This is a genomic window from Bradyrhizobium sp. USDA 4516, assembly GCF_054055915.1.
Genome location: NZ_JBSRXT010000001.1, coordinates 609,105 through 632,455 on the forward strand (window position 1 = coordinate 609,105; position 23,351 = coordinate 632,455).

At 64.6% G+C, this 23,351-nt stretch carries 21 protein-coding genes; 10 read left to right on the forward strand and 11 right to left on the reverse strand.

Going from position 1 to position 23,351, the window contains the following annotated elements:
* Window positions 1–80 precede the first annotated feature (80 nt).
* The 3 genes from ACVI1L_RS02825 to ACVI1L_RS02835 are packed head-to-tail and all read left to right on the forward strand — an operon-like array spanning window position 81 to window position 3,267.
* On the forward strand, window positions 81–1,361 hold the full coding sequence (locus ACVI1L_RS02825) for an FGGY-family carbohydrate kinase (RefSeq protein WP_456782235.1): 1,281 nt from the start codon (window positions 81–83) through the stop codon (window positions 1,359–1,361).
* A complete protein-coding gene (locus ACVI1L_RS02830) occupies window positions 1,358–2,227 on the forward strand; it encodes a TIGR01459 family HAD-type hydrolase (RefSeq protein ID WP_456782236.1) in 870 nt (289 codons plus the stop codon). The genes ACVI1L_RS02825 and ACVI1L_RS02830 overlap by 4 nt, the downstream gene beginning before the upstream one ends.
* Before the next feature lie 11 nt (window positions 2,228–2,238).
* A complete protein-coding gene (locus ACVI1L_RS02835) occupies window positions 2,239–3,267 on the forward strand; it encodes a class II aldolase/adducin family protein (RefSeq protein WP_057021041.1) in 1,029 nt (342 codons plus the stop codon).
* Between the two features lie 28 nt (window positions 3,268–3,295).
* Here ACVI1L_RS02835 and ilvA read toward each other — a convergent pair whose 3' ends face one another.
* The 5 genes from ilvA to ACVI1L_RS02860 form a co-directional block, all read right to left on the reverse strand.
* Window positions 3,296–4,843 (reverse strand): threonine ammonia-lyase, biosynthetic, encoded by a 1,548-nt coding sequence (gene ilvA / locus ACVI1L_RS02840; RefSeq protein ID WP_456782237.1) that lies wholly within the window; start codon window positions 4,841–4,843, stop codon window positions 3,296–3,298.
* 330 nt (window positions 4,844–5,173) lie between these two features.
* Window positions 5,174–6,364 (reverse strand): M24 family metallopeptidase, encoded by a 1,191-nt coding sequence (locus ACVI1L_RS02845; RefSeq protein ID WP_456782238.1) that lies wholly within the window; start codon window positions 6,362–6,364, stop codon window positions 5,174–5,176.
* 18 nt (window positions 6,365–6,382) lie between these two features.
* Window positions 6,383–7,801 (reverse strand): MFS transporter, encoded by a 1,419-nt coding sequence (locus ACVI1L_RS02850; RefSeq protein ID WP_456782239.1) that lies wholly within the window; start codon window positions 7,799–7,801, stop codon window positions 6,383–6,385.
* Window positions 7,802–7,819: 18 nt separating this feature from the next.
* Entirely contained in the window at window positions 7,820–8,611 is a 792-nt protein-coding gene (locus ACVI1L_RS02855; RefSeq protein WP_456782240.1) for an alpha/beta fold hydrolase, read from the reverse strand.
* Window positions 8,612–8,622: 11 nt separating this feature from the next.
* Complete coding sequence (locus tag ACVI1L_RS02860) at window positions 8,623–10,242, reverse strand: FAD-dependent monooxygenase (RefSeq protein ID WP_456782241.1); 1,620 nt, start codon at window positions 10,240–10,242, stop codon at window positions 8,623–8,625.
* 109 nt (window positions 10,243–10,351) lie between these two features.
* Between ACVI1L_RS02860 and ACVI1L_RS02865 the strand changes: the two genes are divergently transcribed.
* The 7 genes from ACVI1L_RS02865 to ACVI1L_RS02895 all read left to right on the forward strand — a co-directional run bounded on the left by ACVI1L_RS02865 (window position 10,352) and on the right by ACVI1L_RS02895 (window position 16,062).
* The gene (locus tag ACVI1L_RS02865; RefSeq protein WP_456782242.1) at window positions 10,352–11,248 is read left to right on the forward strand and encodes a LysR family transcriptional regulator; all 897 of its coding nucleotides are present in this window, start codon (window positions 10,352–10,354) and stop codon (window positions 11,246–11,248) included.
* A gap of 274 nt (window positions 11,249–11,522) precedes the next feature.
* On the forward strand, window positions 11,523–12,896 hold the full coding sequence (locus ACVI1L_RS02870) for an aromatic ring-hydroxylating oxygenase subunit alpha (protein ID WP_456782243.1): 1,374 nt from the start codon (window positions 11,523–11,525) through the stop codon (window positions 12,894–12,896).
* Window positions 12,896–13,411 carry an aromatic-ring-hydroxylating dioxygenase subunit beta gene (locus tag ACVI1L_RS02875; protein ID WP_229190482.1) on the forward strand — a complete coding sequence of 172 codons (516 nt, stop codon included), beginning with the start codon at window positions 12,896–12,898 and terminating at the stop codon, window positions 13,409–13,411. The genes ACVI1L_RS02870 and ACVI1L_RS02875 overlap by 1 nt, the downstream gene beginning before the upstream one ends.
* Before the next feature lie 7 nt (window positions 13,412–13,418).
* Window positions 13,419–13,745: a non-heme iron oxygenase ferredoxin subunit gene (locus tag ACVI1L_RS02880; RefSeq protein ID WP_229190483.1), complete on the forward strand. Its 327-nt coding sequence runs from the start codon at window positions 13,419–13,421 to the stop codon at window positions 13,743–13,745.
* 37 nt (window positions 13,746–13,782) lie between these two features.
* Window positions 13,783–15,096, forward strand: a complete 1,314-nt coding sequence (locus tag ACVI1L_RS02885) for an MFS transporter (protein ID WP_057021050.1) — start codon at window positions 13,783–13,785, stop codon at window positions 15,094–15,096.
* A 77-nt stretch (window positions 15,097–15,173) separates the two neighbouring features.
* A complete protein-coding gene (locus tag ACVI1L_RS02890) occupies window positions 15,174–15,686 on the forward strand; it encodes a MarR family winged helix-turn-helix transcriptional regulator (RefSeq protein WP_316396294.1) in 513 nt (170 codons plus the stop codon).
* A 94-nt stretch (window positions 15,687–15,780) separates the two neighbouring features.
* A complete protein-coding gene (locus ACVI1L_RS02895) occupies window positions 15,781–16,062 on the forward strand; it encodes a hypothetical protein (RefSeq protein ID WP_057021052.1) in 282 nt (93 codons plus the stop codon).
* A gap of 128 nt (window positions 16,063–16,190) precedes the next feature.
* Here ACVI1L_RS02895 and ACVI1L_RS02900 read toward each other — a convergent pair whose 3' ends face one another.
* Genes ACVI1L_RS02900 through ACVI1L_RS02925 form a run of 6 tightly spaced genes read right to left on the reverse strand, consistent with a single transcriptional unit; the run spans window position 16,191 to window position 23,343 of the window.
* Window positions 16,191–16,490 (reverse strand): hypothetical protein, encoded by a 300-nt coding sequence (locus ACVI1L_RS02900; RefSeq protein ID WP_456782244.1) that lies wholly within the window; start codon window positions 16,488–16,490, stop codon window positions 16,191–16,193.
* Window positions 16,487–18,292, reverse strand: a complete 1,806-nt coding sequence (locus ACVI1L_RS02905) for a cache domain-containing protein (protein ID WP_456782245.1) — start codon at window positions 18,290–18,292, stop codon at window positions 16,487–16,489. Before ACVI1L_RS02905 ends, ACVI1L_RS02900 begins: the two co-directional genes overlap by 4 nt.
* A 21-nt stretch (window positions 18,293–18,313) precedes the next feature.
* Window positions 18,314–19,339 carry a SphA family protein gene (locus tag ACVI1L_RS02910; protein ID WP_456782246.1) on the reverse strand — a complete coding sequence of 342 codons (1,026 nt, stop codon included), beginning with the start codon at window positions 19,337–19,339 and terminating at the stop codon, window positions 18,314–18,316.
* Between the two features lie 49 nt (window positions 19,340–19,388).
* Window positions 19,389–20,408 carry a DUF1254 domain-containing protein gene (locus ACVI1L_RS02915; protein WP_456782247.1) on the reverse strand — a complete coding sequence of 340 codons (1,020 nt, stop codon included), beginning with the start codon at window positions 20,406–20,408 and terminating at the stop codon, window positions 19,389–19,391.
* Window positions 20,405–21,868, reverse strand: a complete 1,464-nt coding sequence (locus ACVI1L_RS02920) for a DUF1254 domain-containing protein (RefSeq protein WP_456782248.1) — start codon at window positions 21,866–21,868, stop codon at window positions 20,405–20,407. The genes ACVI1L_RS02915 and ACVI1L_RS02920 overlap by 4 nt, the downstream gene beginning before the upstream one ends.
* A 41-nt stretch (window positions 21,869–21,909) precedes the next feature.
* A complete protein-coding gene (locus ACVI1L_RS02925; RefSeq protein ID WP_456782249.1) occupies window positions 21,910–23,343 on the reverse strand; it encodes a DUF1254 domain-containing protein in 1,434 nt (477 codons plus the stop codon).
* Between the last annotated feature and the right edge of the window lie 8 nt (window positions 23,344–23,351).

Sequence of the window (23,351 nt, forward strand, 5' to 3'; positions counted from 1 at the left end):
CGAACGGGGCGTCAATCCCCCAAACGTGCTGCAGCGCAACCAATGTCGTCGCGCGCGCACCAGAGAGCTGATGAGGTCGCATGGGAGGTCTGTATCTCGGCATCGACGTCGGAACCGGCGGCGTGCGCGCTTGTGCAATCGATGCGCAGGCCGCCATCCGCGGCTTTGCGTCCGTCGCGCTGGCTGCCCCGCGCGTCGACGGCAACGCCATCGACCAGACACCGGAGCTGTGGTGGCAAGCCGCGACGGCGGCCATCCGCAAGCTCGGCGAGACCGTCGCTCTCGGCGACGTCACGCGCATCGTCGTCGACGGTACGTCGGGCACGCTGCTGCTGGTCGACGCCGCCGGCCGCCCCTGCTCGCCGGGGCTGATGTACAATGATGCCCGCGCCACGCGTGAGGCGACGCGCGTCGCGGCGGTCGCTCCGCGCGAGAGCGGCGCGCATGGCGCGAGCAGCGCGCTCGCCAAGCTGCTCTATCTGCAGAATGACGGCTATGTCGGCGATGCGCGCCACGCCGTTCACCAGGCGGACTGGATCGCCGGCCGGCTCGCGAACCATCATGGCATCAGCGACGAGAACAACGCGCTGAAGCTCGGCTACGACCCGGTCGCGCGCGCCTGGCCATCCTGGCTCGAACAGCTCGGCGTGCGCGACGATCTGCTCCCCGAAGTGCTGGTGCCGGGCACGCCATTTTCCGAGATGGATCCGCAGATCGCGCGGTCGCTAGGACTGCCGCTCACGGCGCAGGTCTCCGCCGGCACCACCGATGGCGTTGCGGCCTTCATCGCGACGCGCGCCGACCAGCCGGGCGATGCCGTCACCTCGCTCGGCACCACGCTGGTGGTGAAGCAGCTTGCGACCCAGCCGATCTTCGCGGCCGACCAAGGCGTCTATTCGCACCGGCTCGGCGAGCGCTGGCTTGCCGGCGGCGCCTCGAACTCCGGCGGCGCCGCTTTGCTGGTGCATTTCACCGCCGCCGAGATGGAGCGGCTGACACCGCAGCTGACGCCGGACCAGCCGACCGGGCTCGACTACTATCCGCTGCCAAAACCCGGCGAACGCTTTCCGATCGCCGATCCAGCGTTGGCCGCGCGGGTCACGCCGCGTCCTGCGGAAGATTGCCGCTTCTTCCAGGGTCTGCTCGAGGGCATCGCCTCGGTGGAAGCCCTCGCCTACCGCCAGCTGGCGCGGCTCGGTGCGCCGCGCCTGCGCCGCGTCATCGCCATCGGCGGCGGCGCGAAGAACGACGCCTGGACCAGCATCCGGCACCGCGTTCTCGGCGTTCCCGTCTCGGTCGCCGAGCAGACCGAAGCAAGCTACGGCGCCGCGCTGCTCGCGCTGAACGGAGGCCCGTCATGAAGGCCGACGCGACCGCGATCGCCGGCCTTCACGCCATCGCCGACCGCTTCGATCATGTGCTGCTCGACCAGTGGGGCACGCTGCATGAGGGGCTGGCGGTGTTCCCCGCGGCGCTGGAGTGCGTGGCGCGGCTGCGCGAAGCCGGCAAACGGATCCTGATCCTGTCCAATTCCGGCAAGCGCGCCGGCAGCAACCAGCGGCGGCTCGCGACGCTCGGCCTGCCGCCCGATGCCTATGACGGCGTGTTGTCCTCGGGCGAGGTCACCTGGCGCGGCCTGCATGCGCGCGAGCAGGCTCCCTTTGCCGAGCTCGGACGGGCCTGCTTCCTGATCTCGCGCGACGGTGACCGCTCGATCGTCGACGGCACCGACCTTGTGGTGGTCTCGAACATGCGCGAGGCCGATTTCATCCTGCTCGGCGGTCTCGACGATGATGCGGCCGAGCCCGAGCGATGGCGTGAGCCGCTGGCAACCGCTGCCGCACGCCGACTGCCGATGCTGTGCGCCAATCCCGATCTCGTGATGTTCGGGGTCGCGGGCCTGATCCCCGCGCCCGGCGCGCTCGCCGCATTCTACCATTCGCTCGGCGGCACCGTGCTGTTCGTCGGCAAGCCGCATCCGCCGATGTTTGCCGCCGCGCTCGACCAATTGGGACGGCCGCCGCCGGACCGGATCCTCGTCATCGGCGACTCCCTCGATCACGATATCGCCGGCGGACGCACCGCCGGCATGCTGACCCTGCTGATCGGCTCCGGCGCCCACCGCGCGACGCTTGCGCAGGCAAGCGATCTGCCGCGGGCGATCCAGACCGTGGCCGGCACAGCGGCGCGGATGCCGCACTGGACGATGGACCATCTGACCTGGTGAGAACAGCCCCGATGCGACCGCCTCAAATGCTGGATGAACTGCGCCGCATGTCGGCACGCGTCGGCAGGAATATCCTGCTGGTGCAAGGCGCCGGCGGCAATTCGTCGGTCAAGGATGGCGACGTGCTGTGGGTGAAGGCGTCGGGGACCTGGCTCGCCGATGCCGAGGACAAGGAGATTTTCGTGCCGGTCGCCTTGTCGGCCGCGCGCGCGGCGCTGCTGCATGGCGACGAACGCGTGCCGCTGGCGCCGAACGCCGGGACGACGCTGCGCGCCTCGATCGAGGCTTCGCTGCATGCGCTGATGCCGCAGCGGATCGTGCTGCACGTCCATTCCGTCAACACCATCGGATGGGCGGTGCGCACCGACGCCCGCGACGAATTTGCCCGGCGCCTGGACGGACTGGCCTGGCGTTACCTCGACTATCATCACCCGGGGCTGCCGCTCGCACGCGCCGTCAGCGACGCGATCGCCGATGATACGGTGGACGTCCTGATCCTCGGCAATCACGGCCTGGTGGTCGGTGCAGCCAGCTGCGACGCGGCGGAGGCTTTGGTCGCCGATGTCGAGCTACGTCTCGCCCTCGAGCAGCGCAGCGCGCCCTCGGCAGATCATGACGCGCTCCGCACGATCTGCGCCGGCAGCAACTATCGCCTGCCGCGGGATCCTCGCGGCCACGACATTGCCACCGACCGTTACAGCCGCGCGATCGCGACCAGCGGCTCGTTGTATCCCGATCATGTCGTCTTCCTTGGCCCGGGCCTGCCGGTCCTGGAGCATCGCGAGAAGCTGAGCGCCATGATCGCACAGACCACTGCGAACGGACTGCCGCCGCCGGTTGCCCTCCTCGTCCCCGACCTCGGCAGCCTTATCCGCGACGATGCGAGCGACGGCGCGGAGGCCATGCTGAGCTGCCTCGCACTGGTCACCTGCCGCCTGCCCCTGACCGCACGGGTCAATTATCTGACGGCAGAGAACGAGCATGCGCTGCTGAATTGGGACGCCGAGCGCTATCGCCAGCAATTGACGGCCGATCGCTGACCGCTGGTCGACAGAGCCACTCGGTGCTTCATCCCTTCTCGGCGGAAAGAAACAGGCGATAGGCCGGATTTTCGCTCTCGTTCCAGTAGGGATAGCCGAGCGCATCCAGCGCCTGAACGAACCGAGCGCGCTCGTGAGGCTTGACCTCGATCCCCGCCAGGATGCGCCCATAGTCGGCGCCGTGATTGCGATAGTGGAACAGCGAAATATTCCAGTCGGGCGCCAGGCTCTCGAGGAATTTCAGCAGCGCGCCCGGACGCTCCGGAAACTCGAAGCGGTAGATGACCTCGTCCTTGAGCAGCGGAGCGCGACCGCCCACCATGTAGCGCACATGGTCCTTGGCCATCTCGTTCTCGCTCAAATCGAGGATCGGATAGCCTTCGCGCCGAAGCAGCTCCATGACCTCCCGCTTCTCGGCCTCGCCGCGGCTCAGCGCGATGCCGACGAACAGTTGCGCCGGCGCGGTGGTCTCGGCAAAGCGGTAGTTGAATTCCGTGATCGCGCGCGAGCCGAGGATGCGGATGAAGTGCCGATAGCTGCCCGGCTTCTCCGGCACGGTCACGGCAAGCAGCGCCTCGCGATGTTCGCCGACCTCGGCGCGGTCGGCAATGGTACGCAGCCGGTCGAAATTCAGATTGGCCCCGCTGTTGACGGCAATCAGACTTCCGTCACTGAGCGCGCCGCGCTCGGCGTAGGCCTTGAGGCCGGCGAGCGCCAATGCGCCGGACGGTTCGGCAACCGATCGCACGTCGTCGAAGATATCCTTGATGGCGGCGCACATGGCATCGGTGTCCACCGTGACGACCTCGTCGAGCAGGTCGCGGCAGAGCCGGAAGGTCTCGGTTCCCACCTTGCGGACGGCGACGCCGTCGGCGAACAGTCCGACCTGATCCAGCGCGACGACGTTGCCCTTGGCGAGCGCGGCCGCCATCGACGCAGCGTCCGCCGGCTCGACGCCGACGACCTTGATCGAGGGGTTGAGGAATTTCACGAAAGCGGCCACGCCGGCCGCCAGCCCGCCGCCGCCGATCGGCACGAAGATCGCCTCGATCGGATCGGGATGCTGGCGCAGGATCTCCATCCCGACCGTTCCCTGGCCGGCGATCACATCGGGATCGTCGAACGGATGCACAAAGGTCAAGCCACGCGCAGCCTCGATCTCCCTGGCCTTGGCTTGCGCGTCGTCGAACGTATCGCCATGCAGGACAACGTCACCGCCCAAGCGCCGGACGGCCTCGACCTTGATGGCGGGCGTCGTCCTCGGCATCACGATCGTCGCTGGAATGCCGAGCTTGCGCGCCGACAGCGCCACGCCCTGCGCATGATTGCCGGCCGACGCGCAGATCACGCCCTGTCTTCGCTGCGCGTCCGGCAACCTGACGATCTTGTTGTAGGCGCCGCGAAGCTTGAACGAGAAGATCGGCTGGAAGTCTTCCCGCTTCAGCAACACGTTACGCGACAATCGCTCCGAAAGCCGCGGCATCGGATCGAGCGGCGTCTCGACCGCCACGTCGTAGACACGGGCGGTCAGGATGCTTTGGGCGTAGTCACGGAGTGCGTCGGCGGCAGCGGTCATCGGGTCGCTTCTGTCGATGGGGAGGCAATCGATATCGGTTGCACCTTACCATCGTCGGCGCCGACCCGGCGAGCGGACGGCACGGAGCCGCCGCTGCATCCAGTTCGAAGCATCGCATGAGGGGAGGCTGGCGTGAAGCAAAGACCGCCGCTGCCAAAATATCGAAAACAACCCCATGCACAGTAGCCGGCGGCGGCCAGACTCGACCGAGCCACTTGACACGTCGGGCAACTCAGGGGTACATTTCTAGTATTCCGAATATTGCCAAACGCCTCCAGCGCTGCGGCTGAATCCGTGGCTTAGCCAAAATGCCGCCCTGCACTGACCGCTTCAGGCCATGGGACGGGCCGAATTCCACCCCCTGCCATGGTCGCCGGGCGCTTCCCAGCCCGATTCGGAGACGATCAGCGTGTCCTCGAGCTTGATGTAGCCGCGCGTTGGATGCAGCAGCGCGGTCTCGATCGAGATCACCATCCCGCGTTCGAGCGGCCGGTCGGCGTCATACGGCGAATAAGGCACCGGACCTGTCGCAGTCAGGCGCGGCGCTTCGTGGCTGACGAGCCCGATGCCGTGTGCGGTGAAGTCGAGCACGGCGCGATGCGGCGAGGCTTTGACGGCCGCCTCGCCCGCCGCGATGATGTCGCCACCCATGGCGCCCGGCCGGATCGCGCGGCGGGCCACCTGCTGGATGTCCTCGATTTCCTGCAGCAACTCGCGCAGCTCGCTGTCGGGTTCACCCAGGATGCCCATGCGGCTGAGATCGCCGATATAGCCCCGGTAGTTTCCGCCGGAATCGATCGAGATCACGTCGCCTTGCACGAGACGCTGGCTGGAAGGCGCGCGGTTATGGCTCTTGCCCGCGGCAATCAGGCAATATTCGAAGACCAGATCGCGCTCCTGCTCCTCGCGGCGCAGATGGGCCACGACGTCGTTCTTGGTCATGCCCGGTGCACAGCACTTGAACGTGGCCATCATCGCGTCGACGACCCGTTCGGAAGCCTCTCTGATGCGGTCCAGTTCGGCCGGAGACTTTACGGCACGAAGACGTTCCAGCGAGAAATGGGCCTCGCGGAACTCGACGTCGCCAAGGCCGGCATGCAGATGATCCCTGGCATCGGCCGGCAGGAAGCCTGCCTCGATGCCGATGCGCCTGGCGGAGCCAGCGAGCTTCCTCACATGATCGATGACGAGGCCGATCGCATCGATCGTTCCCCACGCCTCCGCCTTGACAATCGGCGTCCATATCCGTCCGAGCGCGTGCTCGAACTTTTCCATGCGGTTGCCGATGTAGGCGGAATTTTCTGGGTGTCCCTTCTGATAGACGAACACCGGCAGATAGCGGCTGGTGCCGATTGCCTCCATGACGTCGAAGAAGAAGAAGCGATATCCACCGAGCAGATACTGCACATTGTGACGCGAGGTGACGATCAGGACGTCGAGCCCCGCTTCATCCATCAGCCGATCGAGCTTTGCAGTATCGAACGGCGCCGCCGTTGCGATCGTGTCGAAAGCGTTGTCCATGGTATGACCTTTCGTCTTTCACTGTCCCGCGGCCGGTTTTGCGGCCAGCGATTTCGGTGCGGCGCTCGCGCTCGCGTTTTCGCCAAACAGAACCACCGGGCGCCCGTGCGGCTCGACGCCGAGGAACGTAAAGGCAAGGCCGATCAGGAGGCCCGCGCCGGCAAGAAAGCAGAACGCCGGCGTCACCGCCGCGGCGGTCGCACTTGGATGCACGAGATTATCCGCGCCGGCGATCAATGCGAGACACAGGGGACCTACGATCTTGCCGATCCCATTCGAGAGCTGGGCAAGGCCGACTGCGCGTCCCGAGAGCTGAACCGGGAAGATTTCCGCCGGATAGGGTCCGATGTTCGAAAATCCGCCATCGAAGAACACGGCGCCGACGATCAGGAAGACCAGGAACAACGGTACCGAGCCGGCAAAGTCGTTGTGAAAATAGGCGGCGAGCGCCAGCGAAACCGCGGTGCCGTAGCCCATCAACTGACCACAGGGCTTGCGGCCGATCCGATGGGCGAGGAAGGCGAAGCCGGTCCGGCCGAGCACGCCGGCGAGGCTGACATAGATGAACATCTTTGCCGCATCCTGGGGCGCGACGCCGAGCAGAAGCGCCACGATCGTCGGCCCCCACAGGAACACGCCGTAATTCGCCGTGCTGGCGCCGAACCAGATCAGGACCGTCAGCCAGAAGCGCCGCTGCTCGGCAAAGAGATCGGCAAATGTCGCCGGGCTCGCCGGCGGCAGCGCAGGCAGCACGAAGGACTCGCCACCGACCCGGTAGAGTTTCCGGATGCTCGCCTGCGCCTCGCGCACGCGGCCCTTGCTGATGAGCCAGCGCGGCGATTCCGGCATGATGATCATGGTCAGAATTCCGAGGAGGATCGGCAGGAAGCCGACCGCCGCCAATCCGCGCCAGCCGACCAGTGGCAGCAGGAAGCTCGCCGTCACCGACGCCGACAGCACGCCAAAAGCGACCGGGACGACCACGAGACTCGTGACCAGCGTGCGATGGCGGGTCGGCGCGAATTCGACGATAGCAGGAACCGCCGCCGCCGCGCCGGCGGCAAGGCCGAAGCCGACGAAGAAGCGCAGGATCGCAAACGCAACCCAGCCGTCTTCCGGAATGAACGCGATCGCACCCGAGGTCAGGCCGCAGAGCAGAACGCCGGATATCGCCAGCGGCTTGCGCCCGAAACGATCCGCGAGGACGCCCGCGACGAACGCCCCCAGCATCGCCCCGATGCCGGCGCTCATCAGCATGATCGAGGTCTGCCCGAACGTCAGGTGCCATTTCGGCGCCAGCACCGAGACCAGGAAGCCGACCACAAAGAAATCGAAGAAATCGACCACGCCGGTGACGGCGAAGATGATGATCGATAGCCAATAGCGCGTCGTTACCGGCGCTTCGTCGAACGGCACTGCGCTCGTTTGCTCCGCCATGGTCTCCCCCTGTTGTTGTCAAGCCGCCTTCTCGTTTGAATTCAGAAATGCCGTCACCGCCTGCGCCACCCGTTCGGGGGCCTGGATCGACGCGACATGACCGACGCCTGCGATGATCTTCGTCTCGACGCGCGCAAGATCGCGGGCGAGCGCAAATGTTTCCGCATTCGGGATCAGCCGGTCATCACCGCCCGCCAGCAAGAGCGTCGGGCGATCGAAGCCGGTCAGATCGGCGGCGACAGGCTGCGCAAGCAAGGCGCCGCGGCGCGCCTTCTGTCCCTCGTCGCGGCTGGAGCCGCGGAAGATCTCGATCAGTTCGGGTCGCGCCCGCAGGTATGCTGGCGGGAAGAAGAACTCGGCAATCCTCGACGCATTGGCGATGGTATCCGCGCGCCAGGAAGCGAGCTTGCGGAACACATCCGCATTGACGTCGAGTGGACTTCTGTTGACCTTCCAGGTGCTGCTCAGGATCAGGCGGTCGATGCGATCGGGATGACGGGCCGCCAGCACCTGCGCGATCTGCCCACCCAGCGAGGTTCCGAAGACATGGGCACGATCGTAACCGAGCGCTCCGACCAAGGCCGCGGCGTCGTCGGCCAAATCGGCCAGCGAATAGGACGACGGAGGGTTTCGGGTGGCACCGGAGTCGCGCTGGTCATAGGCGATCACCGTGAAGTTCGCCGCAAGGACAGGCGCAAGGCCGTCGAACATCGCATGATCGGCCTCGCCGCCATGCAGCAGCACGATCGGCTCGCCGCGCCCGGTTTTCTCAAACGCCGTGACGACGCCGTTGGACTCGAACGATTGCATCGGGGTCCCCGCTAATGCAGCAGCGTTGAAAGCGCGCCGGCCAATTCCTTCGCCGGATCCGACGGCAGCCACGGCATTCGCCAGGCCACGTGTCCATCGGGGCGCACCAGCACGGCGCCGCGCATGCCCAGTTGGAATCCGTCCGCCGGATCGGCCGACGGCAACTGTTTCAGCGACAGCGGCAAGGCGGTCTTCTCCGACACCTGCTTCCCCGCCTCCAGCCACTCGCCGCCGACCGGCCCCGTGACGACGGTGAACTGCTTGTCGAACCAGTCGAGCGTCGATTTCTTGCGTGAAGGTTCGAGCCACATATGCGGAAATCGCGCGCCGGGACGATCCGTCGGCGTGTAGTAGCGGGAGTTCAAGGCCTTCGCGACGGTGCCATCGGGGATCACCGCGCCCTCCTCGTAATTGTGGCCGAGGTTCTGCCCGATGCTGTGCAGGTGATTGTCCATGTCGTTGATCCAGAACCTGATCCGGTCCGGATCGCGCGATCGCACGGCGTCATCGGTCAGCCCGAATCTCAGCCGATTGCCGTAGCTGAAATTGGCATTGGATTGCGCGATCGGACGTCGCTCGCTGGAATAGCTGTCGAGCAGCTTTTCGTTCGCAAAGCCCTTCAGCACGAAGGCCAGTTTCCACGCGAGGTTATGCGCGTCCTGAACGCCGGAGTTCAGGCCGAAACCGCCGGTCGGCGGAAAGCGGTGTGCGCAGTCGCCGACCAGAAACACCCGGCCCTTTCGAAAGGTCTCGGCCACCTGCATGCTGACCCGCCAGATCGAGCGGTTCAAAAGCGTGACATCGAGATCGGGAATGCCGACATGGCCGCGCGCGATCTCGATGAACTCCTGGTCGGTCCACGGCCGCTCGCGATCGTCCTTGGTCAGGCCGATTTGCGTCACCGTCAGCCAGCGATCGCGGCCATTGGTGTTCAGGATGCCGGCGCGCGGCAGGTCGGGCTTGTCCGGGACGATGATGAAGCCTGCGGCCTCGCGCGCGATCGGCAGCCGCGACAGATCGGCACGCCAATACTCGTTCGACATCACCGCCAGCGTCGAGGGCCCGACCATCTCGATCCCGGCGCTGCGCCGGGTCTGGCTGCCCGCGCCATCGGCGGCGATCAGGTAAGTCGCCGTCCAATGGGTCACCTCGCCGGTTTTTTCGCACCGTGTCGTGACGTTGACGCCGCTGTTGGTCTCCTCGAACGATTCACAGGACGTGTTGAACAGCACCGTGGCGTGTTTGGACTTTTCGACCACCCGCAGGATTTCCTCCTCGACGGCGTCCTGGGCGACCAGGCTCTTCCAGGCGGGCGTATGGCCGACATTCGGTTCGGGCCGGGTGCGGCCGAACTCGTGTCCCGCGATGCTGTCGAGGAACACGAACATGTCGGAGTTGTCCTGCAGGCCGCGGTCGCGGATCGCCTGCTCGATTCCCCATTGCCGGAAGATCTCCATGGTACGGACCCAGCAGCCGCGCGACTTGGGATGATCCGTCGTCGTCGGGCTCTTCTCGACCACCACGCAGTCGATGCCGAAGCGATCGAGCAGCAGCGACATCGCAAGGCCGACCGGCCCGCCGCCGGCAATGAATACGGACGTCTGGCGTGCCTCATCGGTGGCGATGCCCATCCTCGTCTCTCCTCCGTTTGATCGTTGCGAGGAGACTGCGCCTTTTTTGGTATCTCACAAGAATATGTTTGATATGGTATCCATCTCGATTTGAGATGGAGTGCCAGTCATGGACCTGCGGCAGATCCGCTATTTCGTCGCCGTCGCCGAGCGTGGCGGCTTTGCCGCCGCAGCGAGCACGCTGAACGTCGCCCAGTCGGCACTCAGCCGCCACGTCAAGGAACTCGAGGAGGAATTGGGCGGCGCCTTGCTCGAACGCGGCGCGCGCGGTGTCTCGGTCACGGAATCCGGCAAGGTGCTGCTCGCGCGCGGGCGCTGGCTGCTCGGTACCATCGACGACATCAAGGCCGAGGTGCGCACGGAAAACCGCGAGCCGAGCGGTACGGTGCGGATCGGCGCGCCGCCGAGCCTCGGCGATATCCTCTACCCGCCGCTGGCCCAGACCTTCGTAAGGCAGTTTCCACGCGTGAGGCTCGAACTGAGCGAGGGCCTGACTGAGAACGCGTCCGAACGCCTGCTGCGCGGTGAACTCGATCTGGCGATCGTGACGACGCCATCCCCCAACGACCATCTCGACTATGAGACGCTGGTCGTCGAACAGGTGTTCCTGATCGGAGCGTCGCGCGACCCGCTGCTGAAGCGCGGCCGGCTGACCCGCAAGGAGTTCGACGCCCTGCCGTCCGCGGTGGCCCCGCTCAGCCGCAACCCATTCCCGTCGACCATGCTGTGCGCAGTGCGGGTCGACAACAGCACACCGATGAAACGCATGGTGGCATCTGGCCTCGGCTACGCGCTGCTACCCTTCTCCGGCATTCACCAGGAGGTGGCTGCCGGGGTGCTGTCGGCGGCGCTGTTGCCGTGGATGCGCGCCGAGCGCGTGCTGGCGCTGCCGCGCGGACGGCCCGTGAGCCGGGCCACGCGTGAAGCGATTGCCGCCTTGAAGAAGATCTGTCGCGCCCTGATCGATGAGGGAATTATCCTGACTGCACCGGCGCGCAAGACCTGAGTACGCCACTCCAAACGATCGGCTGATTCCGCGCTGTACGCGCGGGCCTCATTCGCTGCATCCGGCCGCCCGTTCCAGACGGTCGGCCCGTCCACCGCGTCCGGCTCCGACTTCCCGGCCCGCCAATCCGTCTTGACCATAGTTGTCATGACAACTATAGAGTCATTCCAAGATTGGCGATCAAGCCGGCTGTTCCCGCCGTGAAAAGACGCGAGCCGTGAGCGGCTCTGCGGGCGACTTTTCGCGGCCGGCGGTTAGTCGAAGGGAGGACGTTATGAACGCTGCTTCGCAGACCCATGCGGCAAGGCTGAGCGAGATTTCCCGGCTCATCGACGACCGCCCCGGCGAACGCATCTTTGAAGTCGATCGCCGGATCTTCACCGATCCGGACGTGTTCGACGCCGAGCTGCGATATGTCTTCGAGGCCACGTGGAATTTCATCGGCCTGGAATCCCAGGTCGCTCGGCCCAACGATTTCGTCACCACCCATATCGGCCGGCATCCCATTCTGGTGATGCGGAGCGCTGAGGGCAAAGTCGGTGCCTTCCTCAATACCTGCCGGCATCGCGGAACGATCGTCTGCCCGTTCAAGCAGGGCCGGCAGAAGTTTCACGTCTGCCGCTATCACGGCTGGGCCTACGACTCGGGCGGACGCAACATCTCCGTGACGGAGGAAGCGAGCGGGCAGTATCCGCCGTCGTTCTCGAACAGCAATCACGACCTTCTTCCGGTCGCGCGGCTGGGCTCGTATCGCGGATTCCTGTTCGCGAGCCTCTCCGCCGACGTTCCGCCGCTGGAGGAATTTCTCGGCGACACCCGCGCGTTCCTCGACCTCATCATCGATCAGAGCGACAGCGGTGAGGTCGAATTCGTGCCGGGCGCCAGCACCTACACGTTCGATGGAAACTGGAAGCTGCAGTTCGAGAACGGTCTCGACTACTATCACTTCGCGACCACACACAGCTCCTACGTCGATATCCTGAAGAAGCGCAATGCAAGCGCCGAACCGGATGCCGGATTCACCGCGGAGCCGGAAGGCGAGCAGGAAGGGCAAGGCAGCTTCAGCTTCGATTACGGTCACGCCGTCAACTGGTCGATCAAGCGCACGCAGCTCTATGGCCGGCCGCTCGGCATGGATCCGGCGGGTCTCGACGCCGTGCGGCAGCGCGTCGGCAGCACCCGCGCCAAATGGATGCTGCGCCAGCGCAACCTCACGATTTTTCCGAACCTGCAGGTCATCGACATCCTGTCGGCGCAGGTGCGAACCTGGCGGCCGCTGGCACCCGACAAGACCGAGATGGTGTCGCATTGCCTTGCTCCGGTCGGCGAAAGTGCCGCGGCGCGCACGCTTCGTATCCGCAACTACGAAGATTTCTTCAATGCCTCCGGGCTGGCAAGCTCGGACGACAACGTCATGTACGAGTTCTGCCAGACCGGCTATGACGCGACGACCGCCGCGCCCACGCAGGGTTATCTGCGCGGCATCGCGGAGGTCGGCCACGGCGAGAGCGCGCACACGCGCGAGCTCGGCATCACCCCTTCCGAATGGTCGTTCGGCCCCACCAGCTTCGGCGGCGAGACGAATTTCCATCCCGGGTATCGCGAGTGGCGCAGGCTGCTGCAGCACGCTGCCGGGGAGACCGCGTGATGGCGGCCGACGCAATCAAGCAAACCGATGCCCGCGCGGTCGCAGCCGCGGTCATCTTTCGCGAGGCTCGCCTGCTCGACACCGGCGAATGGGCCGACTGGGTCGCGATGTACAGCGAGAACGCCGTCTATTGGGTGCCGGCCTGGCTCGACGAATACACCACCACCAATGATCCCGACACGCAGGTCTCGTTGCTCTACCACGATGCGCGGCGCGGACTGGAAGAGCGGATCGCGCGCATCGAGTCGCGCAAATCGATCACCGCGCTGCCGCTGCCGCGCACCGTGCACCAGATCTCGAACCTGGAAGCGTCGGAAGCCGGCGCTGATCAGATCACCTGCCATTCGGTGTTCTCGGTCCACGTCTACGACCCGCGCATGGCCAAGGAGCATCTGCGGCACGGGCGCTATGAGCACACGCTGCGGCGTGACGGCGAGACCTGGAAGATCGCGCGCAAGGTCATCACGCTGGTCAACGACCGCGTCCCGACCGCGCTCGATTTCTACAGCATTTGAGAGGCACATGACGGACGATCAGGGAACCTGGCACGAAGCGGCCGCACTCAGCGCGCTGAACGAAGGCGAGCCGTACGGCATCGAAATCGGCCGCCACCACATCGCGCTCTATCGCGTCGGCAATGAGTACTACGCCACGAGCAACATCTGCACGCATGCGGAGGCGCTGCTGTCCGACGGCATTCTGGAGGGCTGCGAGATCGAATGCCCGCTGCATATGGGCCGCTTCGACATCAGGACCGGCGAGGCGTTGACCAGCCCCGTCGAGATCGACATCCGGACCTATCCGGTACGTGTGACAGGCGACAGGCTCGAAGTTTGCCTGCCCGCATAAGACGACCATCAAAAATCAAGAATCGGGGGAAACAGGGATGACCGAAGTCGTGATGGACAAGGCGGCGATGACGACCGCCGATCCGCAGATCGAACGCACCACAATCCGCAAAGTCGCGCTGCGCCTGATGTGGTTCGTCATGGCGATGTACTTCCTCGCCATTCTCGACCGCGGAAACATCTCCTTTGCCGCGCTGCAGATGAACAAGGAGCTCGGGCTCAATGCCGAGAAGTTCGGCATCGCGGTCGGCATCATGTACTTCACCTATTCCATCTTCGAGATCCCGAGCAATCTCATCCTCAGCAAATACGGCGCGCGCGTCACGCTGACGCGGATCGCGATCCTGTGGGGCATCGCTACGATGCTGATGGCATTCACGCAGGGCCCGCTCAGCCTCTATGCATTCCGCGGCTTCCTCGGATTTGCCGAGTCCGGCCTGTTTCCCGGGGTGATGCTGCTGCTGAGCCTCTGGTTTCCGTTCAGCTACCGCGCCCGCTACAACGCGATGTTCAACTATGCGGTGCCGATCTCCTATATCTTCGCCTCGCTGATCTCCGGCGCGATCCTCGAGCTGAACGGGGTGTTCGGCATCTCGGGTTGGAAATGGCTGTTCATCCTCGAAGGCCTGCCGCCCGTCATTCTCGGGATCGTCGGCATCTTCTATCTGACCGACCGCCCGCAGCAGGCGAGCTGGCTGTCGACGGCGCAGCGCAACTGGCTGACCAGCGCGCTGGAGCGCGACGCCAAGGCGACCGGGGTGGTGCATGCCGAAGGCGTGCTCAGGACCATCACCAAGCCGATGGTGCTGCTGTTCGGCCTGTGCAATTTCGGCCTGTTCTGCGGCCTGGCTTCGCTGTTTCCCTGGCTGCCGCAAATCATCAAGTCGTTCGGGCTGCCGAATTCACAGGTCGGTTTCGTGACCGCGATCCCGCCCGTCGCCGGCCTGATCGGCATGATCGCGTTGTCGCGGCACTCCGACCATGTCGGTGAGCGCTTCTATTATGCGGCCATGACCTTCGTGATCGCAGCGGCCGGCTTCGCGATGGCGGCCTTTTCAACATCGCCGGTTTGGATCATCATCGGATTCATGGTTGCCAATGTCGGTGTCTATGGTACGCAGGCCGTGTTCTGGACTATTCCCCAGTCCTACATGTCGCGGCAGAGCGCGCCGGGCGCGATCGGCCTGGTCAGCACCATCGGCAGCATCGGAGGCGCCACCATCCCGATCGTGATCGGACGCGCCAAGGACGCCTCGGGCAGTTTCACCACCGGATTCCTCGTGGTAACAGGCGTTCTCCTGGTCGCGGCGGCGTTGGTCCTGATCGCGCGCACTCAACTCGTGAAAGAATGAAGAGCCGGACTGGCGCAAACCGCAACAGAGCCCCTGACCCGCGCCGCGCCGCGCAAGGGAACACGGGCTCGGAGCTGGTGATCGATTTCGAACGTTACGTGCCCACGGTGCTGTCCAGCCTGGTCGCGAAGTTGCGCGCCAATGCCAATGCCTTCTTCCCGCAAGCCTACGGCGTATCGCTCGCGGAATGGCGGGTGCTGTCCTTTCTCAGGGAGCATGAACCGGCAAGCGCCTACGACATCTGGACCAATGCGCAACTGGACAAGGCCGTCGTCAGCCGCGAGACGGCCTCGCTGAAGAAAAAGGGCCTGATCGAGCTGACGCCGGTGCGAGGCAACGCCCGGAACCGGACCGAGATTCGGCTGACAGCGCAAGGCGTGGCGCTGCTCGATCGCAGTCTGGATGAAATCCTGCGCCGGCACAGCAACCTCACGGCCGGCCTCGACGCCAAGGCGCTGGAGAGCTTCTTCCGGGTCGTGGCGCATATCGAGCACCGCATTCCCCACATGGCCGACCAGACCTCGAACGCCGTGCCGGCCCATGCGCCGGTCAAACGCATTGCGAAGCGGAGGCCGCCGACCGGCGCCTAGCAACACTTGTCCGGTGAGGAACCCGCGTAATTTATGTTTCAGTAAGCAAGTTGTAGCTAGGATCGATCAGTGAGTTGCGTATGGGAGACTTCCAGTGATCGACTTTGACGAACTTCGTAGTATCGCCGCGGATGTTCGTATCTTTATCGACGCGTCGGAAGACAAGGGTGGCGCCTTGAAGGCCATCATCGAGGCCTACGACGTCGTTCTGGGGATTTTCCCGGCCGGCCAGGGAATGGATCTTCACGTGGTCAAGGGCAACGAGGTCCTCAATCATATCGCGCAGACCCAGGCCTCGTCGGGCTTTACCCACACCGCCATCGCATTCCAGACCCGTGAGCAGGCTGTTGCGCTTCAGCAACTGATGGCCGCCTAGCCACCGGCGTTACGCGCCCCTGTTGCGGGGGCGGCCGAAACGATCGCATCGGCGATCGCGCAATCTCGATCGACGACCGAAGCGGCCCTGGAAGATCGAGGGTCGGATCTAATTCCTCTCCCTGCATCTCAGGGCACCGGTAGATCAAGCAACGGTTGCTGAACCGCGTTGCGCAGCCGTTCGGCATGGTACTGCGCGACACAATCCCAGGGGTACTCGACCAGGAAATCGGCAATGCGCAGCGCCGCCGCGGCGGGCTCCGCGTACCGGATCGAACTGTAGACGGCTTCCCAGCGCGTGCAGAACGTCAGCTCCGAATCGCCGCGTTCGCCGCACAGCTCGTAGACCGTGATCGCGTCGGCAAAGCCCTTCGGCCGGATCTGGTCGACGCTGCGGAACGCGAATCTGTGTTCGGCACGCGCCTTCACGGCTGACTCACCAGGACCTGCGTGCCGTAGTTCTTGTTGAGGCCTTCGAGACGCGAGGCCAGATTGATGGTGGCGCCGAGCGCGGTGTAGCTCATGCGGGCGGCGGAGCCGACATTGCCGACCACGGCATCGCCGAGATGCAGGCCGAACCGCGTGCCATAGGCCGGCCAGCCTTCGCTGCGGAAAGCCCGGTTGAGCTCGGCATTGCGGTGAACGCAGTCCAGCACGGCCTCGCAGGCATGAACGACGTGATCGGGATCCTCGTCCGGCGCGTTCCACAGTGCCATCACGGCGTCGCCGATGAACTTGTCGATGGTGCCATGGTGTTTCATGATCGCCTCCGACATCGCGGCGAAATAACGCGAGGTGAAGATCATGACTTGCGAGGGGTCCGCCTTCTCGGTCTTCGCGGTGAAGTCGGCGACGTCAGTGAAGAGAACCGTGACCTCGCGCCTGATGCCGCCGAGCTGCAGCGAGGCTCCGGACTGCATCAGCTGACGGACGATCGGCTGCGGAATGAAGCTCGAGAAGTTGCGTACGACGGTGCGCATCGTAAACACCGAGCGGCCCAGTTCATCGATCTCGTCGATGGCCGATTGCATCCGCGGCCGGTCGGCGAGTTGAAAGCGCTGGATCTCGTCGGTCTGCCGCGCCAGCTCACGCAGCGACCGGGCGAGCAGCGAGCCGAGCCAGAACGCGAAAGGGAGCATCGCGATCACAAAGCCGAGCGCGATGGCGAACAGCGCGCGCCGCTCCGAGATGATCTTGGCGAAAAACTCGTCGAGCGGGGCGACCACCGCGAGGTGGATGTTGGCCGCACCGGCCGTCTCGATGCGGTGAAAGGCCGCGACAAGGGTCCGTCCGTCGGCGTCGGTGAAGAACTGCTGGGCGAGCCCGTCGGTGCGCCAGGCCTGGATCGCCGCGGACAGGCCGGGAAGCTTGAGGACGTCGATCCGGGGCAGTGCGTCGCTGCGTTCCGTCATCAGCTCGCGCATCTCGGGATGGCCGACGATGCGGTCGGCGTCGTTGAACAGGAAGGCCAGTCCCGATTTTCCGAGCTTTTGCCGGCTCAGCATCTCCTCGAGGCGATTGAGCAGCAGGTCAGCGGCCACCACCCCGCGGCGGCCCTCCCTCAGCGGCGTGCGCAGCGTGTAGCCGGGCTCCCCGGTCGCGTAGAACACATAAGGCCCGGTGAGCAGCGTCTTGCGATCCTTTAAGGCATCGACATACCAGGGACGCCGCCGCGGGTCGTAGCTGTGCGGCCCCGCCACCTCGGCGACCTTGGTCAGGTTTTCGGACAGGAACAGCGTCACCGGCGCCGCGGCGGCCGCGCCGGAGCGGGCAATGACGACGACGCGGTAGACGGCGTCGGCGGCGACATTCAGCGCCGTGCGGAATTGCGGCTTGGCGCGATCGATGACGTCCATCTCAAGGAAGGAGCCGTCTTCGTACCCGACATAGAGGTTGAAGATCTGCGGATTGTTGCGCAGCATCGAGGCCAGCAGGGCGTAGAGCCTGACATTGTCGGCGACGTCGGCCTCCTGGATGGCCGGAATTCCTGCCAGGATCTCGAGGTTGTCGCGCACATTCTTGAACTGCGCGTCGATGCGATCGGCGCCGATTTGCCCCACCTTGTCGATGAAGGTGCTCGCGGCCATCTGCGTGATCGACGAGACCCGCCTGAAACTGAGATAGACCAGCGTCAGTCCGACCACCAGCACCGCGGCGATGACCACCGTGATGATCGAGGTGCGGAAGCCGATACGAACCGGCCCCCGGCCGGTCTCGCGCGCATCACTCATCGAGCTCGTCGTTCGCCTCCGCTAATATTTGCGCACGATCGGCTTCGTCGGTGTAGTAGCCGGCGCGGCCGGCGAGAGCTGGAACGTCACCCACGCCGTCCACCCTTCCGGCCGGTTCTCTGCGGCGAAATCCTTGTAGCCACGAAGGTTCAGATAGCCCTGATAGCCGTCGGCCACCGGAAGGATGAATCCGACCTGCGGACCGATGCCGGCGACGCGTCCCTTGAAATCACCGAGCGTCGCGCCGGCACCGCTGTCGCCGGTGAGTTGCTGGAAATAGTAGCCGGCGACACCGACATGCACATTCTTGGCGACGAACTTCGAAAGTCCCCAGTCGACGTGAAAGTCGATGCCGTTCTGGTACTGCAGATCCTTGTTCATTCCGTTGTAGGTGACGCCCGCCAGCACCGAGAACTCCTGGCCGGTTTCCGGATTGAGATAGGTATAGGCGCCGCCGACATCGATCGCAGTGAATCCGAAGCTGAGATTGGCGAGGCGGCTGCTGTCATAGGTCCCGCTCGGGATGTTGCCGAAGATGTAGAACATCTCGTTGTTGACACCCTGATTCCATTTCAGCGTGCCCTGGTAGAAGACATCGGAGACCGTGTTGCGGTTGTCGGTTGCGACGCCCGAGACCGTATTGCCCCGCGGCCCCGTCAGCGTCGCGTCCACGCCGACGCCGATATTTCCCGGCGCGGTAAGGAAGGTTACGGCGGCCTGGCCTCCAAGCACCGACTGAGCCCAGGTGTAGGTAAATCCTTCCACGAGAACGTCGGCATGCGCGTTGAGACCGGCCACGACCGATCCGGGCACGCGGTTGCCGATGACGAAATTCTTGCCCGCGTTGGCGCTTTGGTCGAGGTGAATGTAGATCGTCTCATACGCCCAGCCGGGCATGGCCGGTGCGGCGGTCAGGCTTGCGAACGCGCCGGGCAGCCAGAAGCTGACCCCGCCGGAATCGGCCAACGCCGCGCGCGGCGCTGCCGACAGCGCGAGTGCGCCAGCTATGCCCAGTGCGGCGCACCTGTGATTCTTGACCATCCTCATCCTGATCTCCCCACTTCGTTCAAGGCATCGTAGCGGATTCGCGCGCGCTTCAGTTGACCGCCTGCGCCTCCGGGAACTTCCATTTGCCGTTCAGGATTTCCGCCCGCGGCCGGTAGAGCCGGACCGTGTAGTTCCAGCCCTTGGTGATCGGCAGGCAGTTCGGGATCTTGCCGTCGCAGCCGCCGAATTGGACCGCGACGGAGCCGTCGGGGCCCTTCGCGCCGGTGATATTGTTCAGCGTGTAGGCGTCGTAGGAATTCTTCTCGAAATATCCCTTGGCGTTGTAGACGCTGATCGACCAGAAGCCGTCGACCGGGACGTCGCGGACGGTCAGCTTGTAGACCGTCGTGCCATCATTCTTCGTAGGCGTGATGCTCAGATAGGTGGCGTCCTTGTCGGGATTGCCGCCCCAGCCGGCGGCCGTGCCGATCAGATGCCTGACAGGATCGACGTGCCCCTTGGGTCCGAAAGCATGCGCAAAGCCTCCGGTGTAATCATTGAGCGCAAGCAGCGCTTCGCGAATGGCTTTCTGGCTGGCGGGGTCCCAGTTCGGAAGTTCGAGCTTGCCGGTGCCTTTCTGGCTAACCTTGATGGCATCCTGCAGCGCGTGGACCTGTTCGAGATCCTTCGGATCGTTTGGATTGACGAGCGTCCGAATTCCGACCACCGCGTAGCGTGTGCCGACGTTGTCGCGCGTCAGCGTGCGCTTGCCGGCACCGTAATAGACCGCGGGCACATAATGATCCTCGCTGATCACCTGCAGTGCCATATAGCGCTTGCCAGGGTCCGGCATCGTGATCGTCACCGGCCCGGCGTCGAGGTCGAACACCCCTGATGTATAGAGCGTATCGCGGTTGAGCCGGATGACGGTCTGGTTGTCGATGCTGGCCGGCTCGCGGCGATGGTTGAGCTTTCCGAGGCCGACCCCCTTGGCGAGATTGCCCAGATAGAGATCGGACTCGGCGCGGGCAAAATTGTCGACCGTGACGGGTACCGGCGATTGCGCGAGCGATGCACTTTGGCCCACGAGGCAAAGGACGCCACCAAAGAGGAAATTCCGCAGCATCATTTCATGCTCCCGACCGTGGCAGCCTTCACCTCGGTGAAGTCGCCCGGCTTCCAGCTCTTGTCGAAGGCCGCTGCTTCCGGCCCATAGATACGAATATAGGCGAACCAACCCTTGCCGGGTTGTGTCTTGATCCAGTGCGCCTCGTGGCCTGTGGGCGCGTCAGGGCCGAAATAGAGCTGCGCCGGTGCGCTGCCCTTGATGTCCTTCAGCTCGAACATCGAGCGCAGCGCGCCACGATCCTGATCGGTCTGCACCTGCGATCGCGTCGCCGTGTCATAGACGGTGACCGACCAGAACAGTTTGCCGGGCACCGGCTGCGGCATGCTCAGCGTGTAGTTCTTGCCGCCATCGAGGAAGGCGCCGTTGTTGTCACGCACACTCATCCAGTAGAGCGAACCAGCGCCCGCCGTGCGGCGGAACATCGCCGGTGAGGTGACGATCGCCTGCGCGAACCAGCGGTCGCGCGCCTCGAGATCCATGCCGGCCGGCGTCTCGAATTGCGCGCTGCCCGGCGTCAGGCCGACCCACTCCCATTTGCGATCCGGCCAGTTGATGCGATCGGGCCGTGCGCTGTCGAAGGCAGACACCAGCATCTGGTCGCGCCCAGCCTTGGCCGCATGCGCGAGGATGTCGGTCATGCGCGCGTCGGGCGCGAACGGTTTGCCCTTCTCGATGCCAAGTTCGGACAGCAGCCCATACATCGGCAGGAACGACGGAACGATCGGCTCCTCGTCGACAATCCGCTTGAGCACCTGCCAGAACTGACCGTTGTCTTCCCAGCGCAACGAGGAGCTGTCCAGCTTCTCCTTGGTCGTATCGACGACTGCGAGATTGCGGTTGCTGCCGAGCGGATGGACTTTTAGCGCACGCAACGCATCCATCGCCTTGTTGACGTCGCCGCCCACCGGCAGCGCACGGATCGCCAGCAGGTTCTTGTAGGATTTCGAGCGCGCCACGTGATAGTCGGCCGGCACCGCACCCTTGTAGTCCGGCGCCAGCACAAGATGCTTGCCGCCCTTGCCGGCATCGGGCCCGGGCAACCCCATATCAAGCACCCAGCCCTGGTTGTGGTCGTTGACGAGGCCAATATAAGGTCCGGGCGGAATCTCGATGACGACCGGCCCCTTGCTCACGTCGATCACGCCGGAGCCATAGGGCGTATCAGAGTTCAGCGTGAAACCGACCTGACGAGGGCCCGCGGCGGCGATGCCGATCTTCTCGCCGTCCTTGATGCCGACATCACGGTTGCCGTTGAAGATGCCTTCGACCGACACGGTCGGATACCAGAACCGATAGGCGGTGATCGCCCGCTGGAAGTCGGCGTCATCGCGTGCGCGCCTGGTCGTATCCGCCGTCGGATAGCCGCGCTCGAACGCGTAAGGCGCTTGGGTTTGCGCCGACGCCGGGATAACGCAAACGAGCCCAATGGCGGCGGTGGCGAGCAAGAGACGGACCTTCATCACGCAACTCCCTGTTGTACCGATAACTGATTCCCGGCGCTTCATTTCGTTGAACCGCCTGTTGTGGTGGCGATCCGCTCGACGTCGGGCAGCTTCCACACCTTGTCGAAAAATTCCTTCTTCGGCGCGTAGAAGCGCGCCATCAGCTCGAACTTGCGCGCGGGATCGGTCGGCAGCCAGTTCGTCTCCTGTCCCGCCGGAGCCGCCGGCCCGATATAGATGTCGACCGATCCATCCGGGTTCTTCTTCAGGTCGGGGATTTGCGAGGACCGGCTGGCCCGAGCGACGTTCTTGATCAACGCATGGGTCGCGCGATCGTAGGCGGTCACCGACCAGTATTGTTCGACCGGAACATTGGCCGGGACGTTGAGGCGATAGGTCTTGCTGCCGTCGAAGGCATCGCCCGCCTTGTCGCGGATCGAGATCGCATAGAACTGACCGGCGCCCAGGCGCTTGATGCCGATATAGGCGTAGCTGTAAGCGAGAGCGCGGCTGTCGGTCGGGTATGCGTTCGGATCGGCGAACCCGTCGGCGTAGGCCTTGACGACATCCGGCGGCGCCGGGAAGGTCCAGCGGCTGGTCTCGGAAAAGAACGGCGGCAGGCCGGCGTCGTATTTCGCCGCCAGCCACGCACCCGCCTCCGTCGCCGCCGAAGCAAGCACCGCCTTCATCGCCTCGGACGGAGCGAACGGCTTCCCCTTCTCGATGCCGATTGACTTCAGGCTATCGATCATCACCCGATCCCGGTCGATCCACGGTTCGTCCTGTATGATCCGGTTCAGATGCTCGAAGAAAGCCGCATCGTAGCGAATGGTGGAATCGAAATCGATGTCCTTCACGTCGCTGAACACCGTCGCCGGCGGGCTGGCCGCCTGCGCCAGCGGATAGACCTTCATGCGCTTGCCGTAGGCGATCGCGGCCTGGACGTCGGCATCGCCGTGGCTCTTGAGGTTGGAGCGCAGAAGCATGTAGCCGCCGAACGTGTCGGACTGCAGCGCGATGTAGCCGTCGGGCTTCGGGCCGTTGTAACCCGGCGGCAGAATCAGGAACTTGCCGCCGGCACCCTTGTCGACGCCGAGCAGGCCCGCATCCTCGAGCGGCATCTGCCAGACCGTGACGATATTGCCGTTGAACGATCCGTTCGTATCGTTAGGCGGGAGATCGAGCACGATCGGACCATTCCGCGTGTCGAAGAACGTCATGAAGTACAGCGCGTCCGGATTCGGCGTCAGCGTCTGGTTGTGCCAATCAAGCGGACGCCCCCAATAGATCACCTGCCCCACCTTGCCCGGCGTCCTGGTCAGCATCTCCTGCCGCATCAGGTCGGTGTTGACCGCGGGAATGCCCCAGATCACGGCCTCGACAGCGCGGCGTTCGATCAGGCGGCGATTCAGATCATCGCTGGACGGCGTTTGGGCATATGCCGATACGGTCGCCATCATCAGCGCAAGTCCTCCGGCGATCAATGGCTTCATGACAATCT